The sequence below is a fragment of the Lysobacter niastensis genome (assembly GCF_031457115.1).
GTDB lineage: Bacteria > Pseudomonadota > Gammaproteobacteria > Xanthomonadales > Xanthomonadaceae > Lysobacter_J > Lysobacter_J niastensis_A.
This window is the reverse complement of record NZ_JAVDVY010000001.1, coordinates 115,112-130,805: the sequence shown is the minus strand read 5'-3', so window position 1 is coordinate 130,805 and position 15,694 is coordinate 115,112. Positions and strand designations below refer to the sequence as shown.

The 15,694-nt window shown below is 66.6% G+C and carries 16 protein-coding genes; 10 read left to right on the top strand and 6 right to left on the bottom strand.

What is annotated here, in order from left to right:
• Window positions 1-61 precede the first annotated feature (61 nt).
• Entirely contained in the window at window positions 62-493 is a 432-nt protein-coding gene (locus J2X06_RS00635) for an EF-hand domain-containing protein (RefSeq protein WP_310056934.1), read from the top strand.
• An 87-nt stretch (window positions 494-580) separates the two neighbouring features.
• Here the strand turns inward: J2X06_RS00635 and J2X06_RS00630 are convergent, their stop codons facing one another.
• Window positions 581-1,054 carry an Lrp/AsnC family transcriptional regulator gene (locus J2X06_RS00630; protein WP_310056931.1) on the bottom strand — a complete coding sequence of 158 codons (474 nt, stop codon included), beginning with the start codon at window positions 1,052-1,054 and terminating at the stop codon, window positions 581-583.
• Between the two features lie 131 nt (window positions 1,055-1,185).
• Between J2X06_RS00630 and phhA the strand changes: the two genes are divergently transcribed.
• Window positions 1,186-2,079: a phenylalanine 4-monooxygenase gene (gene phhA, locus J2X06_RS00625; RefSeq protein WP_310056928.1), complete on the top strand. Its 894-nt coding sequence runs from the start codon at window positions 1,186-1,188 to the stop codon at window positions 2,077-2,079.
• 153 nt (window positions 2,080-2,232) lie between these two features.
• Window positions 2,233-3,744, top strand: coding sequence for an acetyl-CoA hydrolase/transferase family protein (locus J2X06_RS00620; RefSeq protein WP_310056926.1), 1,512 nt, complete (start codon window positions 2,233-2,235; stop codon window positions 3,742-3,744).
• 72 nt (window positions 3,745-3,816) lie between these two features.
• Here J2X06_RS00620 and J2X06_RS00615 read toward each other — a convergent pair whose 3' ends face one another.
• Window positions 3,817-4,512, bottom strand: a complete 696-nt coding sequence (locus tag J2X06_RS00615; protein WP_310056922.1) for a helix-turn-helix transcriptional regulator — start codon at window positions 4,510-4,512, stop codon at window positions 3,817-3,819.
• A 64-nt stretch (window positions 4,513-4,576) separates the two neighbouring features.
• Window positions 4,577-5,953, bottom strand: coding sequence for an NIPSNAP family protein (locus J2X06_RS00610; protein WP_310056918.1), 1,377 nt, complete (start codon window positions 5,951-5,953; stop codon window positions 4,577-4,579).
• Between the two features lie 124 nt (window positions 5,954-6,077).
• On the opposite strand from J2X06_RS00610, the gene J2X06_RS00605 reads away from it, so the two are divergent.
• The 3 genes from J2X06_RS00605 to J2X06_RS00595 all read left to right on the top strand — a co-directional run bounded on the left by J2X06_RS00605 (window position 6,078) and on the right by J2X06_RS00595 (window position 9,507).
• The gene (locus tag J2X06_RS00605; RefSeq protein WP_310056915.1) at window positions 6,078-7,115 is read left to right on the top strand and encodes a class 1 fructose-bisphosphatase; all 1,038 of its coding nucleotides are present in this window, start codon (window positions 6,078-6,080) and stop codon (window positions 7,113-7,115) included.
• A gap of 132 nt (window positions 7,116-7,247) precedes the next feature.
• On the top strand, window positions 7,248-8,648 hold the full coding sequence (locus tag J2X06_RS00600) for a sigma-54 dependent transcriptional regulator (RefSeq protein WP_310056912.1): 1,401 nt from the start codon (window positions 7,248-7,250) through the stop codon (window positions 8,646-8,648).
• Window positions 8,649-8,763: 115 nt separating this feature from the next.
• Entirely contained in the window at window positions 8,764-9,507 is a 744-nt protein-coding gene (locus J2X06_RS00595; protein ID WP_310061112.1) for a 2OG-Fe(II) oxygenase, read from the top strand.
• Between the two features lie 15 nt (window positions 9,508-9,522).
• On the opposite strand, the gene J2X06_RS00590 is transcribed toward J2X06_RS00595, so the two are convergent.
• The 3 genes from J2X06_RS00590 to J2X06_RS00580 all read right to left on the bottom strand — a co-directional run bounded on the left by J2X06_RS00590 (window position 9,523) and on the right by J2X06_RS00580 (window position 12,372).
• On the bottom strand, window positions 9,523-9,966 hold the full coding sequence (locus J2X06_RS00590) for a response regulator (RefSeq protein ID WP_310056908.1): 444 nt from the start codon (window positions 9,964-9,966) through the stop codon (window positions 9,523-9,525).
• Complete coding sequence (locus J2X06_RS00585) at window positions 9,966-11,096, bottom strand: sensor histidine kinase (RefSeq protein WP_310061109.1); 1,131 nt, start codon at window positions 11,094-11,096, stop codon at window positions 9,966-9,968. Before J2X06_RS00585 ends, J2X06_RS00590 begins: the two co-directional genes overlap by 1 nt.
• Before the next feature lie 187 nt (window positions 11,097-11,283).
• Complete coding sequence (locus J2X06_RS00580; RefSeq protein ID WP_310056905.1) at window positions 11,284-12,372, bottom strand: PA0069 family radical SAM protein; 1,089 nt, start codon at window positions 12,370-12,372, stop codon at window positions 11,284-11,286.
• Window positions 12,373-12,474: 102 nt separating this feature from the next.
• Between J2X06_RS00580 and cls the strand changes: the two genes are divergently transcribed.
• The 4 genes from cls (at window position 12,475) to J2X06_RS00560 (ending at window position 15,672) form a co-directional block, all read left to right on the top strand.
• The gene (gene cls / locus J2X06_RS00575; RefSeq protein ID WP_310056903.1) at window positions 12,475-13,911 is read left to right on the top strand and encodes a cardiolipin synthase; all 1,437 of its coding nucleotides are present in this window, start codon (window positions 12,475-12,477) and stop codon (window positions 13,909-13,911) included.
• 108 nt (window positions 13,912-14,019) lie between these two features.
• Window positions 14,020-14,283, top strand: coding sequence for a hypothetical protein (locus tag J2X06_RS00570; RefSeq protein WP_310056900.1), 264 nt, complete (start codon window positions 14,020-14,022; stop codon window positions 14,281-14,283).
• Between the two features lie 116 nt (window positions 14,284-14,399).
• Complete coding sequence (locus tag J2X06_RS00565; protein WP_310056898.1) at window positions 14,400-14,876, top strand: hypothetical protein; 477 nt, start codon at window positions 14,400-14,402, stop codon at window positions 14,874-14,876.
• 40 nt (window positions 14,877-14,916) lie between these two features.
• The gene (locus tag J2X06_RS00560; RefSeq protein WP_310056895.1) at window positions 14,917-15,672 is read left to right on the top strand and encodes a pyridoxine 5'-phosphate synthase; all 756 of its coding nucleotides are present in this window, start codon (window positions 14,917-14,919) and stop codon (window positions 15,670-15,672) included.
• The last annotated feature ends 22 nt before the right edge of the window (window positions 15,673-15,694 follow it).

Sequence of the window (15,694 nt, the reverse complement as noted above, 5' to 3'; positions counted from 1 at the left end):
TCCGCTTTGCCCGGCCACCGTCGTTGCGTGGAACAGGGCCTTTCGCGCCCGGGAGCCTGTCATGACCACCCCCATCCACCGCGCCTGCTTCGTGCTGTTCGTCCTCGGATTGATGCCGTTGGCGGCCAGCGCCGCGCAGGAACTTCCGACCAGTGCGACCGCCAGCTTCGAAGCCCTCGACACCAACCGCGACGGTGTCGTGAGCAAGCACGAGTACGACAGCGACGTCACCTTCTCGAACATCGACAGCAACGACGATTACCGCATTTCCGCCGCGGAGCTGGAGTCGATCCTGGGCCCGCAGGAAGACGGCACGCCGTCCGCCGCCGACCGCATCCGCACTGCCGACCGCAACGAGGACGGCGAGCTCAACGACGAAGAACTGCGGCGTGCGGCCGAAATGCGCTTCCAGTGGCTGGATACCGATCACAATGGCGAACTGAGCCTGGCCGAGATGAAGTCCGGCTTCGGTATCCCTGCGCAGCAGCCATAGGCCCGACCTGAGGGCAGCACCTGTTGTTCGCGATCTACCGCGTCGCGCTCTATACCGGGGCGCAGCATCGGCGCGGCCAGCGGTACCTCACCACGGCAGCGGCATGCCCCGGAATGCCTTCACGGTGCGCAGCACGAAGCTGGAATTGACGTCGGCGACGCCGGCCTGGTTGAGCAACCGGTCCAGGAGGAAGTGCGAGAAGTGGTCCAGGTCCTTCACCACGATCTGCAGCAGATAGTCCATGTCGCCAGTCAGGGCATGGCAGGTGACGACCTCGTCCCAGGCATTGACGAAGTCGCCGAAGGCGGCGATCGCTTCGGCATCATGTCGGCTCAGCTGCACTCGCACGAACGCCTGCAGGCCCAGGCCCACGCGTTCTGGATCGACCTCGGCGCGATAGCCGGCGATCACGCCCTCGCGCTCCAGCCGCTGCACTCGGCGCAGGCAAGCGGAGGCCGACAGATGCACGCGCTCGGCCAGTTCGGCGTTGGTCTGGCGGCCGCTGCGCTGAAGCTCGGCAAGCAGCTGCAGATCGGTGCGGTCGAGTTCGATGTCCGGCATATTAGTGCACCAGCTCAACAATTGACGCAATAATCATGCGCCAACAGACCTAAACACGGCAACAACGCAAGCCTGTTGCGTGAATCGCCGTATACATTGACGATGGTCACAAAGCCAACCCCCAGGCGCCCATGAACCTCAATACCCCCAACCGCGTCGAACACCAGCTCACCGACAAGGGCTACGTGCCGGTGTACACGACCGCCGTGATCGAGCAGCCTTGGGCGACTTATTCCGCGACCGACCACGAGGTCTGGGCGACGCTGTTCAAGCGCCAGCGCGAGGTGCTGGTCGGCCGTGCCTCGGACGAGTTCCTGCGCACCCAGGCAGCGATGGGCATGACGCCCGATCGCATCCCCAAGTTCGACGACCTCAATCGCATGCTGCGCCAGGCGACCGGCTGGGAGCTGGTCGGCGTCGAAGGCCTGCTGCCGGAGCTGACGTTCTTCGATCACCTGGCCAACCGCCGTTTCCCGGTGACCTGGTGGATCCGCAAGCCCGAGCAGCTGGATTACCTGGCCGAGCCGGACCTGTTCCACGACCTGTTCGGCCACGTGCCGCTGCTGATGAACCCGGTGTTCGCCGACTACATGCAGGCCTACGGCAAGGGCGGCGTGAAGGCGCACGGCATCGGCCCGGAGGCGCTGGTCAACCTGACGCGCCTGTACTGGTACACGGTCGAATTCGGCTTGATCAAGCAGGACGACGGCCTGCGCATCTACGGCAGCGGCATCGTCTCGTCGAAGGGCGAGAGCATCCACTGCCTGGAGTCGAACGCGCCCAACCGCATCGGTTTCGATCTCGAGCGGATCATGCGCACGCGCTATCGCATCGACACCTACCAGAAGACCTACTTCGTCATCGACAGCTACGAGCAGTTGATGGAAGCCACCACGCCGGACTTCACGCCGCTCTACGCCAGCCTGGCGCAGCAGGAGTCGATCCCGGCTGGCACCGTGCTGGACACCGACGTGGTGTTCAACCGCGGCACGGGCGAGGGCTGGCTCACCGATGGCGATGTCTGAGTCGACGGTCAGCATTCGCGTTTGAGTCGTCGCGCCCGCGGGTGACGTAGGAGCGCACGTTGGCCATGCCCGGCAACTCGTGACGCCGGATACCAACACATCCGCTCAACACGCGCCGACTAGACTGGGTTTCCCCCACCCCGGGTTGCCATCATGAGCGACCGTATCCGCCACGCCGGGCTGCGCGGCAAGCGCATGCCGGCCGATGTAGCCGCCGCGCTGATTCGGCCGGGCATGACGGTGGCCATGAGCGGTTTCACCGGCGCCGGTTATCCCAAAGCGATCCCGCAGGCACTGGCCGCGCATATCCTGCAAGCGCACGATTTCGGCGAGGAGTTCCGCATCCGCGTGCTCACCGGCGCCTCGACCGCGCCCGAACTCGACGGCGTGCTGGCCCGCGTGCGCGGCATGGAACTGCGCCTGCCGTATCAGTCCGATCCCGCGCTGCGCGAGCGGATCAATGCCGGCGATCTCAACTACATCGATATTCACCTCAGCCACGTCGCGCAGCACACCTGGTTCGGCTTCTTCGGAAAGATCGATGTCGCGGTGATCGAAGTCACCGCGATCGACGAAGCCGGGCATCTGATCCCGTCCTCGTCGGTTGGCAACAACAAGACCTGGCTCGAGCAGGCCGATCAAGTGATTCTCGAGGTCAATCGCTGGCAGCCCGAAGCGCTGGAGGGCATGCACGATATCTATTACGGCACCGCGCTGCCGCCCCATCGCAAACCCATACCGTTGGTGCACCCCAGCGACCGCATCGGCGAGCCGCACCTGCGCTGCGATCCGGACAAGGTCATCGCGGTGGTCGAGACCGACGCCCCTGATCGCAACTCGCCGTTCGCGTCTCCCGACGCCGAATCGCAGCAGATCGCCGGCCACCTGCTCGATTTCCTTGCGCACGAGATCAAGCGGGGCCGCCTGACGCCGCAGCTGTTGCCGCTGCAGTCGGGCGTGGGAAACATCGCCAATGCCGTGCTGGCGGGCCTTGCCACTGCCGGCTACCGCGACCTCGACGCCTACACAGAAGTCATCCAGGACGCGATGCTGGGCCTGCTCAAGCAGGGCGTGCTGCGCATGGCCTCAGCGACCTCGTTCTCGCTGAGTCCGCCGGGCATCGAGGAATTCCTCGCCAACGTGGACGACTACCGCCGCCGCATCGTGCTGCGCCCGCAGGAGATCTCCAACCATCCCGAGCTGATCCGCCGCTTGGGCTGCATCGCCATGAACGGCATGATCGAGGCCGACCTCTACGGCAACGTCAACTCCACGCACATCGCTGGCAGCCGCATCATGAACGGCATCGGCGGCAGCGGCGATTTCGCCCGCAACGCGTACCTGTCGATCTTCATGGCACCGAGCACCGCCAAGGACGGGGCGATCTCGACCATCGTGCCGATGGTCAGCCATGTCGACCACACCGAGCACGACGTGATGGTGGTGGTGACCGAGCAGGGCCTGGCCGACCTGCGTGGCCTGGCACCCAAGCAGCGAGCGCGGCGCATCATCGATGCCTGCGCGCACCCGGACTACCGACCGATGCTGCAGGACTATTTCGACCGCGCCCGACGCGACAGTTATGGCAAGCACACGCCGCACCTGCTGGGCGAAGCGCTGTCCTGGCATCAGCGCTTCATCGAGACGGGAACGATGCGGCGATGAGGGCGGTTGCTGGCAGCGCTTTCGCCAGCACCAACAGGCACGGCGCAAACAAGTCGTCGGCGAGCGGGATGCTCAGCCTTGCGCATCCCGCGGCGCACTGACCGCACGCAGATACGCTTCCAGCCCCCGCTCGCGAACCTCGACGAAGATCTCGCCCGTCGGCGCATAGCCGACGATGCGATCGGGCCGGAAGTTGCGGAAGTCGCAGCGCAACCGGCACCACGCGCCGAGCGTCCACGAGCCACCCCAGAACGCCAGGCACAGCGGCTCGATATCGCGTTGCGTGGTGCGCCCGTCGTTGTCGCTGTAATCCAGTCGCAGCACCTGCGCGCCCGTTACCGCCGCGTGCAGGTCGTCGATGAGCCCGCTGTTCTCGAGCCTATCGACCTGCGGCGCGAAGATGCGCGTGCGTTGGCTGCGCTCGCGCAACTCCGGTGGCAACACTGCCTCGATCTTCAGCAGCGCCGCCGCTGCCTCCCGGCCGAGCCGCACGCCGCCGAAGGCGCGCACGAACCGCGTGCCGACCACCAATGCTTCGAGTTCGTCGGGCGTGAACATCAGCGGAGGGATGTCCGATCCCTTGCGCAGCATGTAGCCCACGCCCGCCTCGCCCTCGATCGGCACGCCGGAGCGTTGCAGGTCGGCGACGTCGCGATACACGGTGCGCAGCGAGACCTCGAGCGTCTCGGCCAGACGTTGCGCGGTGATGGCGGAACGGCGGCCACGCAATGCATGGATCAGCAGGAAGAGTCGGTCGGCGCGGCGCATGCGACATGATCGCGCGGCGCGTGGCGCCACTCAACGCATGCCGTCGCATTCCTGGCCGCCGGTCTCATGTGCGCAGCTCCGAGCGTGGCGTCGGCGCCAGGCGCAGCCGTTGCGGGAGCTGCTTCAGGCCATCGCGGATGGCGCGCGCCACCGCTTCGCGCCAGGCGGCATCGGCGACCAGCGCGGCTTCATAGCGATGATGCGCCTGGACATCGGAAAATCGCGCGAACCACACCAGGAACGGTCCGTCCTCACGGACCGGCAGCCGCGGAAACGTGTTCTCGCTTGGATCGGTGACGTAGACCGAGATCAACTCGGCTCCCGCTTCGCGCAGACGCGGCGCCAGCTCGCGCTCGAAGCGATCGAGGAAGCCGTGTTCCGCCGCGGCATCGAGCATGCAGATGCCGGCCTCGATCACGCCGGTGGCCGTCTCGCCCTCGCCACGCGGCGCCGATGCGGGGAAGCCGGCACCACTCCGGGCCGGCCGAAGCAGCAGCACATCGTCGTTGTCCAGCAGAGTCGCGTTGGCGGCATCGCGATGGCGTTGCCACACCGGCCCGGAATAGAACGAAGTCAACGCCGCCTTTCGTTCCGGCATGCCAGGGAACCCGCGCAACCAGACATAGCGATCGCAGGCATCCAGGTCGCGGAACTGGCCGATCACGTGCATGCCGACGGCTTCCTGCGTCTCGACGAACTCGCGCTCGAACAGGTCGATCAGTTCGTCACGGCGTCCGGGCTGCGTCGTGTACTGGCGCAGCTCGATCACGGCATCGTCGTGCACGAGCCGCCCGGCCTCGTCGAGGCGGCGGAACCACATGTGCCAGTTGGTTTCCCAGGTGCGGCCGTCGTCGTCCGAGAACGCCTGCTGCCAATGCGCGGCGTTGGCGCTGACCTGGTCCCAGGTGAAGCGCACCCGGACCGGCCGGCCCTCGTGTTCGAGCGTGCCGTGGAAGGTGCCGACGCCGTCGGCGAACGACCCCACCATGGGCGCCTCCAGAACACCGTCGTGATTGCCCGCCCAATAGAGGTGCCATTGCCCGGTGTCCACGCGGAACAGTCGCAGCGTCATCCCGAGGAAGCGGCCGTCCAGGCCGGGACGGGTCCAGTCGCTGACGAAGTCGTCGACATTGCCCAGGCCCCCGAGCAGCGGCTGGCACACCTGGTTCGCGTGGAACACCTCCCAGTCCTGGCTGCCGACCAGGCGGCGGCGCAGGCGTTCGTTGCGGATCTGCCAGCGGCCGTGCAGGAAATCGAAATCGTGGCGACCGTCGTCCGCCAGCTCGCGCGATGGCGTCGCGAGGCGCGCCGGGACGGCGTCGTGGGCACCGGCGGCCATGGCCAGCGCGGCCGCATTCAGCCCGGCATGATTCCGTCCGGCGTGGGTCTGGAGCAGTTGCCTGAGTCGTTCCATCGGTATCTCCGGGATGCGTGTTTGCATGCGCACAGCCTGCGCCGCCGCTGCTGCCAGCCTGCTGTCAGCAGCCGTCGCGCTTGGCACGGCTGCAGAACCGGCGGCCCTTCGGCGACAATGGCGCCCCCTCGACCCGTACGCGTCACCGCCCATGTCCAGCTCGACCAGCCAGTCCATCTCCCTGACCCGCTACCTCATCGAGGAGCAGCGCGCCGGCCGCATCAACGCCGACCTGCGCCTGCTGATCGAAGTGGTCGCCCGCGCCTGCAAAACGATCTCCATCGCGGTCGGCAAGGGTGCGCTGGGTGGGGTGCTCGGCGATGCCGGTACGGGCAACATCCAGGGCGAGGCGCAGAAGAAGCTCGACGTGCTGTCCAACGAGATCCTGCTCGAAGCCAACGCCTGGGGCGGCCACCTCGCCGGCCTGGCGTCGGAGGAGATGGACAACTCCCACCCCATTCCCGATGTCTACCCGCGCGGCAACTACCTGCTGCTGTTCGATCCCCTCGACGGCTCGTCCAACATCGACGTGAACATCTCGGTGGGCACGATCTTCTCGGTGCTGCGTTGCCCAGACGGCGTCAGCCATCCCGCCGACGAGCACTTCCTGCAGCCCGGCACCAGCCAGGTCTGCGCCGGCTATACGACCTACGGCCCCAGCACGATGCTGGTGCTGACAGTCGGCAACGGCACGCACGCCTTCACGCTCGACCGCGAGGTCGGCAGCTTCATGCTGACCACGCGCGGCATGACGATTCCGGAAGACACCAAGGAATTCGCCGTCAACATGTCCAATCAACGCTTCTGGGAGCCGCCGATGCAGCACTACGTCAGCGACCTGCTGGCCGGCAAGGAAGGCTCGCGCGGCAAGGACTTCAACATGCGCTGGGTCGCCTCGATGGTGGCCGACGTGCACCGCATCCTGACGCGCGGCGGCATCTTCAGCTATCCGCTGGACAGCAAGTGCGCGGCGAAGGGCGGCAAGCTGCGGCTGATGTACGAGGCCAACCCGATGAGCTTCCTGGTGGAACAGGCCGGCGGCGCGGCGAACACCGGCCGTCAGCGCATGCTGGAAGTGCAGCCCAATGGCCTGCACCAGCGCGTGCCGGTGTTCATCGGTTCGAAGAACGAAGTGGAGACGGCCGTGCGCTATCACCTCGAGCACGACACGGCCCATTCAAGTACGTGAAACAGCGCACACGGTAGGAAGAGGATCATCGCGCGATGAAGTCATCGCGCTGACCGCTCACGACCGCGATCGACGTTGATTGTTTTGCTTGGGCATGCGCGTGGTTCAAGACGCGCCAGCATGGGAGCAGGCATGTCGAACGACGGATCGCGTGTGAATGGCAGCCGCGAGCTGATTTACGTCACCCGCGGAGGCGCCGGCCGGGTGCTGGCGCTGGCGGGCCTGCAACGGGTGGGGTGGAGCGTGAGGCGCGCCCCGGATTCGCGCAGCGTGGTGCGGATACTCCAGCGTGAGCCGCACCGGCCGCATGCCGCCCTGCTCGATCTGCGCGAGGGCTTCACCGAGTACGACCTGGCTGAATTCGGAACGGCGTTGTCCGCACACAATGTCGGCTGGGTGGCGGGCGTCGATGCCGCGCACCTGGGTGCGGAACCGGTGCGCCGCCTGATCCGCGACTATTGCTACGACTACGTCACGCTGCCTTGCCCGGAAGGCGTGCTGCACACCGTGATCGGCCACGCCCATGGCATGGCGGCGCTTACCTGCGACGAGGATGCGCCGCACGACACCGATTTCGACGGCATGATCGGCGAAAGCCCCGCCATGCAGACCCTGATCCGCACGCTGCGCAAGGCCGCCCTGACCGAGGCGCCCGTCTTCATCGCCGGCGAAACCGGCACCGGCAAGGAGCTGGCGGCGATGGCGCTGCACCGGCATTCTCGCCGCCACGCCCATCCGTTCGTGGCGATCAACTGCGGCGCGATCCCGCACAACCTGGTGCAGTCGGAGCTGTTCGGCTACGAGCGCGGTGCGTTTACCGGCGCTCAACAGCGCAAGCTCGGCCGCATCGAGATGGCCAACGGTGGCACTTTGTTCCTCGACGAGATCGGCGACCTGCCACTGGAAAGCCAGGCATCGCTGCTGCGCTTCCTGCAGCAGGGCAGCATCGAGCGGCTGGGCGGCCACGAACAGATCCCTGTGGACGTGCGCATCGTCTCGGCCACGCATCACGACCTCGATGTCGCGATCGCCGACGGCAGCTTCCGCTGCGACCTGTACCACCGGCTGTGCGTGCTGCGCCTGCAGCAGCCTCCGCTGCGCGAGCGCGGCAGCGACATCGACCGCCTCGCCGATTACGCCCTGCAACGCTACTCGCAGGAGGGGCGGCGTGCGCTCAAGGGGTTCGCACCCTGCGCCCGGCACGCACTGCACAGCCATCCGTGGCCGGGCAACGTGCGCGAGCTGATCAACCGCGTGCGCCAGGCCGTGGTGATGGCCGAGGGCCGGCTGATCACGGCGGCCGACCTGCACATCGATGGCGCCTCGACGCTTCCCCCGCCCACGCTGGACGAAGTCCGCGACGCGGCGACCCGCGAGGCGATCGAACGCGCACTGCAGCGCAACCGGCACCGGCTGATCGATGCCGCCCGCGAACTCGGTGTGTCGCGGGTGACGCTTTACCGCCTGATGAGCCGACTCAACCTGCGTGCGCCGGATAGCGAAGGCGGCAGCCACACCGCCAGCGTCGCCTGAGCGCCATGGCCGCCGGGGAACATGCGGCCAGTCGCCGCTGCATGCGAGGATGACGTCCCCATCACTGCGCGGGGGCGTCCTTCGGACCCGCGCCGGCGAGGATGACGTGACTGAACTGGCAAATCCCATAGCCTCCGCGGCCGAGCGCGACAACGGCCCGGGACAACCCGATTTCATCGAGGTCTATCCCGGTGCGCTCGATGTCACCGCGTGCGTCGCGCTGATCGAGCGGTTTCGCGCCAGCCGCGACAGCCAGCCCGGCCGGGTCGGCGGCGGCGTGATGCCGGACCTCAAGGACAGCCGCGACCTGACTCTCGCCGGCCGCGACGAGTGGCGCGATGCCGAAGCCCAGCTCAACACGGCCGTGTTCGGCGGCGTGCTGCGCTACCTGCGTCGCTACCCGCACACGCTGATCGCACCGCTGATGCTGGAAACGCCCGACAGCGACGGCAAGCGCCATCGCCTGACCCCCGAGCGCCTGGCAGCGATGGACGACGCCGAACTCGCGCCCATCGTGCAGGCCGTGCTGCGCCCCGGTGCGATCAACCTGCAGCATTACACCGCAGGCCGCGGTGGATACCCCTACTGGCATTGCGAGCTGTATCCACGCGATCCGCGCGCGGAAACGCTGCACCGCCACCTGCTGTGGACCATCTATCTCAACGACGACTTCAGCGAGGGCGAGACCGAGTTTCTGTACCAGCAACGCAAGATCGCGCCCCGCACCGGCGCACTGTTGATCGCGCCCGCCGCGTTCACCCACACCCATCGTGGCAACCGGCCCAAGGGCGGCGACAAATACATCGCGACCAGCTGGGTGCTGTTCCAGCGTGCCGAACAGCTGTTCGGCAACGGGTAGGGCAGGCGGGCGGAGTTACGTTGCCGGCACGTGCCGCGGGTGGTTGAGCACCAGCCAGTACAGCCCGACCTGCTTGACCGCCCAGACGAACTGCTCGAAGTCGACCGGCTTCTGGATGTAGCTGTTGACGCCCAGCGCGTAGCTGGCCTCGACGTCGAAGGGCTCGGCGCTGGTGGTCAGCACGACCACGGGCAGGGTGCGCGTGGCTTCGTTGGCACGTATGGCCTGCAGCACTTCGCGGCCGTCGACCTTGGGCAGGTTGAGATCGAGCAGCACGATCGATGGCAGGTCGGCGCCCTCCCGGTCGGCATGGCGACCGCGCGCGAACAGGTAATCCAGGGCTTCGGCGCCGTCTCCGACCACTACCAGCCGGTTGGCGATCTTGGCTTCGTCGAACGCCAGGCGGGTCAACTCGACATCGTCGGGGTTGTCCTCGACCAGCAGGATTTCCTTGTGCATCAATGCAATTCCTCGTCAGCCGCGACGGCAGGCAATTCAATAACAAAAGTACTGCCCGCGTCGAGCTGCGAATCGGCAAGGATGCGGCCGTGGTGGCGTTCGGCGATCCGCTGGGCAATCGCCAGGCCCAGGCCATGGCCGCCCCCCTGTTCGGGTCCGTGCAGGCGCTGGAAAGGCTCGAACAGTTTGTGCGCATAGCGCATGTCGAAACCGACCCCATGGTCGCGAATGACCATGCGCAACAGGTTGTCCTCGCGCTCACCGCTGACCTCGATGCGGACCGGCTCGCCGGGACGGGCGAATTTCCACGCGTTGTGCATCAGCTGGGCCAGCATCAGCTTGAGCAGGCGCTCGTCCCCCTCGCACAGGAGCCGGGGCTGGACTTCGATCTGCGCCTGGCGATGGGGTTCCTGGTCCTGCAACTCGGCCGAGACCCAGTCGGCCAGCAGGCCCATGTCCACGGGGCCTGCCTTCATCTCCGCACCGGTGGCGCGCGACAGCTCGTTGAGGGCATCCAGCAGGCCGGTCATGCGCTCGGCGGCGGCGCGGATCCGAGCCAGATAGTCGCGATCGGTTTCGTCCAGCCGGTCATGGGCATGGTCGGCCAGCAGGCCGGAGAAACTCTCGATGGAGCGCAGCGGCGCACGCAGGTCGTGCGCGACCGCGTCGGCGAACAACTGCAGCTGCCGGTTCGAGGCGTGCAACGCGGCGGCACGCTCGTCGACACGATGCTTGAGCGTCTCCTCGGCGGCCAGCTCCGCCCCGATGTCACGCAACTGCACCAGCAGGTACATCGGCGCGCCACCGTCATCGCGCATCACCGCGACGTTGGCCTGAGCCCACACCGTGCGACCGTTGCGGTGCAGATAACGCTTGCGCGCATCGAGCATCGGGATGCTGCCGTCGATCAACCCTTGCAGGTACAGACGCGAGGTCTCGATATCGTCCGGATGGGTGACCGCAGAGGTGGGACGGCCGACAACTTCGGCCGCGCTGTAACCGAACATGCGCTCGAACGCGGGGTTCACCTCGACCCAGCGTCCATGCAGGTCGACGATGGCCATGCCGATGCCCGATGCGGCCATGGCGAGCCGAAAGCGATCGTTCTCGGGTTCGTGGACAAGAGCCATGGACACGCAGGTCACCTCGATGACTGCAGGAAAGTGTAGCCAAATGCGGTGTGACGGGTCGGTGCAGGGGGGATGAATGAGCCGGAGCCGATTTTGCTATGCGTCTTCTTGATCGACCCCGGCCGCTTTGCGGTGGCGTTGTGTCGCTGAGCTTAGCCTTTCTGGCGGCTCGTTCAGGCATCTGACTTCAAAACAACTCGCCCTGCGGCGACGCCTTGCGGGGTGCAACGAACCGGCTCGTGTCCAACGCAGGCAAGCGCCCGAAACCCAGGCGTCTGTGCGCCTTGGCGAAGCGCTGCTCGATCAGTTGCGCGAACGGCCCGGTGCCGCGCATGCGCGTGCCGAACGCACTGTCGTAGTCCTTGCCGCCGCGCATCTGCTGGACCAGGCTCATCACGTGCTCCGCGCGATCGGGATAGTGCAGCTGCAGCCACTCGCGCCATACCTGCTTGAGCTCGTGCGGCAGGCGCAGCAGGACGTAGCCGGCGGCACGCGCTCCATGCTCGTGCGCTGCCGCCAGGATCTGTTCGATTTCGGCGTCGTTGATCATCGGGATGACCGGCGCCACCATCACGCCCACCGGCACGCCGGCTTCCGACAACGTCCGCATTGCCTTCAATCGCGAATGCGGTGCCGCTGCACGCGGCTCCATCCGCGCCGACAGCTTGTTGTCGAGCGTTGTCACCGAGAAGTACACGGTGACCAGGCCTCGGCTGGCCATCGACGAAATCAGGTCGATGTCGCGCAGCACAGCCGAATTCTTGGTGATCAGGCTGAAAGGATGTGAGCACGCATCGAAGACTTCGATCAGCGATCGGGTGATGCGGTAGCGGCGTTCGATCGGTTGGTAGGCATCGGTGTTGATGCCCAGCGCGATCGGTGCGCACCGGTATCCGGACCTGGCGAGCTCGGCCAGCAACCGTTCGGCGGCGTTGGTCTTGGCGAACAGGCGTGTCTCGAAATCGAGCCCCGGCGACAGGTCGAGATAAGCGTGCGATGGCCTGGCAAAGCAATAGACGCAGCCGTGCTCGCAGCCTCGATAGGGATTGATCGATTGGCCGAACCCGATGTCCGGCGATTCGTTGCGACTGATGACGCTGCGTGCCCGCTCCTCGGTGACGCGGGTGTCCGGATGCGGCGCTTGCGCCATTTCGTCGTAGACCGATCCCCAGCCGTCGTCCTCGCCCCGGGCCACGGTCACCGCGTAACGGCCGTCGACCCGGGACGCGGCGCCGCGACCTTTGATCGGTGCCTGGGCTTTGCGGGCGTCGTCCATGCGGCTTAGCCTACGTCGTCGCCGTCGCAATCCCTGAGACAGCGATGCCGTTAGGCGACTGCCGTTAAACAACGAACCCGTTGGCCCAAGGAGCGAGCTCGCATGCCACCAGCCCTTCAGGACACGTGGCATGCGATCGACTCGATTCCACACCTGGGGTTGTACCTGACGCTCGGCTGGCTGGGTTATCTGATCTGGCTCGGCCTGTGGATCGTCCTGCAGAAACGCGAACCGGTGGCGACGCTGAGCTGGCTGATCAGCTTGGCGGCGCTGCCCTTCGTCGGCTTCGTGGTCTATTACTTTCTGGGTCCTCAGCGGATACAGCGCCAGCGCATGCGCCGCGTCCGGGCGCGCGCCGCACTGCCGGCGCCGCCTCCCGGCCTGCAACCCGGGCCGGACGCGATCGAGTTGGCCAAGATCGCCCAAGCCACCACGGGTCTGCCGCCGACGACGGCCACGCGCGCGCAGTTGCTCATCGATGGCGGAGCCACCTACGACGCGTTGCTGGAAGCCGTCGCGAAGGCGCGGGAGCATGTCCATCTGGAGTACTACATCTTCCTGCCCGACCGGACCGGCACCGCCTTGCGCGATGCCCTGGTCGAGCGCGCCCGCAACGGAGTGCATGTCCGCCTGCTGCTGGACGCGGTCGGTTCGGGCAAGACCAAACAACGTTTCCTGCAGCCGTTGATCGACGCCGGCGGCGAAGTGGCATGGTTCCATCCGATGAGGTTGGCGTGGTTCTGGAAGCGCCCCTGGCTCAACATGCGCACCCACCGCAAGATCGTGGTCATCGACGGCAAGGTCGGCTTTACCGGCGGCATCAACATCACCGACGAGGAAGACGAGCGACTTCGCAGCGACGCGTACCGCGACCTGCACCTGCGCCTGGAAGGCGACGTCGTCCGCGAGTTGCAGTTGGTGTTCATCGAGGACTGGGCTTACGCGACGGGCAAGCCGCCGCCGAAGCTGCACCACCCCATCCCCCGGCACGGCACCATCGCCACCCAGGTGCTGGTGTCCGGGCCGGACTCCGACTGGGAGGCCATTCACCGCATGCACGTGGGGGCCATATATTCGGCTCAACGCCGGGTCTGGCTGGTGACGCCCTATTTCGTGCCGGGCGAAGCCGCGCGCATGGCTTTGACCTCGGCCGCCCTCGGCGGCCTGGACGTGCGCCTGCTGGTTCCCCGGCACTGCGACAGCAGGTTGGTCACGCTGGCCGCGCGATCCTACTTCGATGAACTGCTCCAGGCCGGCGTGAAGGTTCACGAATACGGGCCCCGCCTGCTCCACAGCAAGGCGCTGCTGTGCGACGACGACCTCGCCATCATCGGCAGTGCCAACTTCGACCACCGCAGCTTCCGCCTGAACTTCGAGATCTCCGTGATGTTCCGCGACCGGGCGTTGGTGGCCGAACTGGCGCAACTGATCCAGAGCGAGTGCAGCCTGGCGCCGCGCGTGCACCCGGATCGACCACAGCCGCTGTGGCGGGTACGCCTGCCCGAGGGGCTGGCCCGGCTGGTTTCGCCGTTGCTGTGACGCAGCGCCCGGGCGGGCTTTCCGGGGCCAACGGAGGGCTGCTTGCCGGGGGCGGCGCACGCTACACTGGGGACGCCTGCCGTCCGTTTTTGTTGGAGCACCGCCGCGATGCCCTGGCTCTATCTGCTGCTCGCCCTCGCTGCCTTTGCGGTCGCATTCAAGACGACCTCCGTCGCCGTTCTGGTGATCAGTCTGCTGATTGCGCTCGGCCTGCTGTTGGCCTGGGTGCTGGCGCTGCTCGCCCAGCGCATTGGCAGCCGCAGTCGCGATACGTCGATGATGATCGACGCGACCGAATTGCGCCGCCTGCGCGAGCAGGCCGAGGCGCGTCGGAACTCCGGCCAGTCGCCTCCGTCCCCGCCTGCGGCCTGAGCCAGCTCGCAGCGGCGGGATCGCGCGTGTAAATTCGCGCCCCGTCACATCGGCTGCGCTAGCATCCCGGCCGCTGCACCCGCGCCACCGGCGCGACCTTGCCGTCGGAGTTCGCCATGAAAACCAGTACCGCGTTTTGCCTCACCCTGGCCGCCCTGTCGCTGGCGTCCGGATCCACCGTGTCGCTCGCATCCTCGCCGCAAGCCGAACAAGCACCGCCAACCGCATCCCCCGCGACGGGCTGCGGGCGAATCAGCGTGTTCGACGTGGCCCCGCGCAATCAGGACATATACCGCGCCCGGTTACTGGAGATCGATGGTGAGCTGGCCGGTCCGACCGGCGCCCGCAGTTTCCGGGCATCGGCCGGTCACCACACTCTGAAAGTGGCCGAGCTGATCGACGATTACGAGTTCGACGACGTGCAGCTTCGTCTGCGTGGACAGGGCCGCGACCTTTCCAAGACGCTGGAGGTCGACGTTGCGCCGGACACCACCTACATGCTCGGCGCTAAGTTCAACGAGCGCGGTTCCATCCAGGACAAGAGTTATTGGGATCCGGTGATCTATCAGCACAACCCGGAGCCGTGCAAATGACATTGCCCTGGCATCGTTCTTCCTCAGGACGTTTCCTGCGATGACCCTGCTCAGCGTCAACGTCAACAAGATCGCGGTGCTGCGCAATTCGCGAGGCGGGCTGGAGCCCAGTGTCGTGCGCGCTGCCACTGCATGCCTGGATGCCGGCGCGCATGGCATCACCGTGCATCCCCGCCCCGACGCGCGCCATATCCGCAGCGACGACATCATCGCGTTGGGGGAAATGACGCGGGCACGCGGCGTCGAGTTCAACCTCGAGGGCAATCCTTTCGCGCCTCCGCGCGGAGGCTACCCGGGCTTCATCGAGCTCTGCCGCCGCGTACGTCCCGCGCAGGCGACACTGGTGCCCGACAGCGACGGCCAGATCACTTCCGACCATGGCTTCGATTTCCGCCGCGATGGCGAATCGTTGCGGCCGTTGATAGCCGAGCTGAAGTCACTGGGTTGTCGGGTGAGCCTGTTCGCCGACGCCGAATCCGACAGCTTCGATATCGCGGCCGCCGTCGGTGCAGACCGGGTCGAGTTCTATACCGGTCCCTATGCCGAGGCTTACGGCGGCAACACGCAAGGTGAAGCCACTTCGAGGTACGCCGATGCCGCCCGGCGCGCGTCGGCGGCCGGGCTGGGCATCAACGCCGGACACGACCTCAGCCAAGAGAACCTGGGTACATTTCTTCGCGAAGTGCCTTCGGTACTGGAAGTCTCCATCGGGCACGCATTGATCGTCGAGGCCCTGTATGAGGGCCTCGACGCGACCGTGAAGCATTACCTGCGCATTCTTTCGGCCTCGTCCTGACGCATCGCGCGCTGGGCGGGCG

Excerpts from the sequence above, each read along its gene's own strand:
- J2X06_RS00565 (WP_310056898.1), top strand. The coding sequence starts at position 14,400 with ATGAAAACCAGTACCGCGTTTTGCCTCACCCTGGCCGCCCTGTCGCTG.
- J2X06_RS00620 (WP_310056926.1), top strand. The coding sequence starts at position 2,233 with ATGAGCGACCGTATCCGCCACGCCGGGCTGCGCGGCAAGCGCATGCCG.
- J2X06_RS00610 (WP_310056918.1), bottom strand. The coding sequence starts at position 5,953 with ATGCAAACACGCATCCCGGAGATACCGATGGAACGACTCAGGCAACTG.
- cls (WP_310056903.1), top strand. The coding sequence starts at position 12,475 with ATGCCACCAGCCCTTCAGGACACGTGGCATGCGATCGACTCGATTCCA.
- J2X06_RS00605 (WP_310056915.1), top strand. The coding sequence starts at position 6,078 with ATGTCCAGCTCGACCAGCCAGTCCATCTCCCTGACCCGCTACCTCATC.
- J2X06_RS00570 (WP_310056900.1), top strand. The coding sequence starts at position 14,020 with ATGCCCTGGCTCTATCTGCTGCTCGCCCTCGCTGCCTTTGCGGTCGCA.
- J2X06_RS00590 (WP_310056908.1), bottom strand. The coding sequence starts at position 9,966 with ATGCACAAGGAAATCCTGCTGGTCGAGGACAACCCCGACGATGTCGAG.
- J2X06_RS00615 (WP_310056922.1), bottom strand. The coding sequence starts at position 4,512 with ATGCGCCGCGCCGACCGACTCTTCCTGCTGATCCATGCATTGCGTGGC.
- phhA (WP_310056928.1), top strand. The coding sequence starts at position 1,186 with ATGAACCTCAATACCCCCAACCGCGTCGAACACCAGCTCACCGACAAG.
- J2X06_RS00580 (WP_310056905.1), bottom strand. The coding sequence starts at position 12,372 with ATGGACGACGCCCGCAAAGCCCAGGCACCGATCAAAGGTCGCGGCGCC.
- J2X06_RS00585 (WP_310061109.1), bottom strand. The coding sequence starts at position 11,096 with ATGGCTCTTGTCCACGAACCCGAGAACGATCGCTTTCGGCTCGCCATG.
- J2X06_RS00600 (WP_310056912.1), top strand. The coding sequence starts at position 7,248 with ATGTCGAACGACGGATCGCGTGTGAATGGCAGCCGCGAGCTGATTTAC.
- J2X06_RS00635 (WP_310056934.1), top strand. The coding sequence starts at position 62 with ATGACCACCCCCATCCACCGCGCCTGCTTCGTGCTGTTCGTCCTCGGA.
- J2X06_RS00560 (WP_310056895.1), top strand. The coding sequence starts at position 14,917 with ATGACCCTGCTCAGCGTCAACGTCAACAAGATCGCGGTGCTGCGCAAT.
- J2X06_RS00630 (WP_310056931.1), bottom strand. The coding sequence starts at position 1,054 with ATGCCGGACATCGAACTCGACCGCACCGATCTGCAGCTGCTTGCCGAG.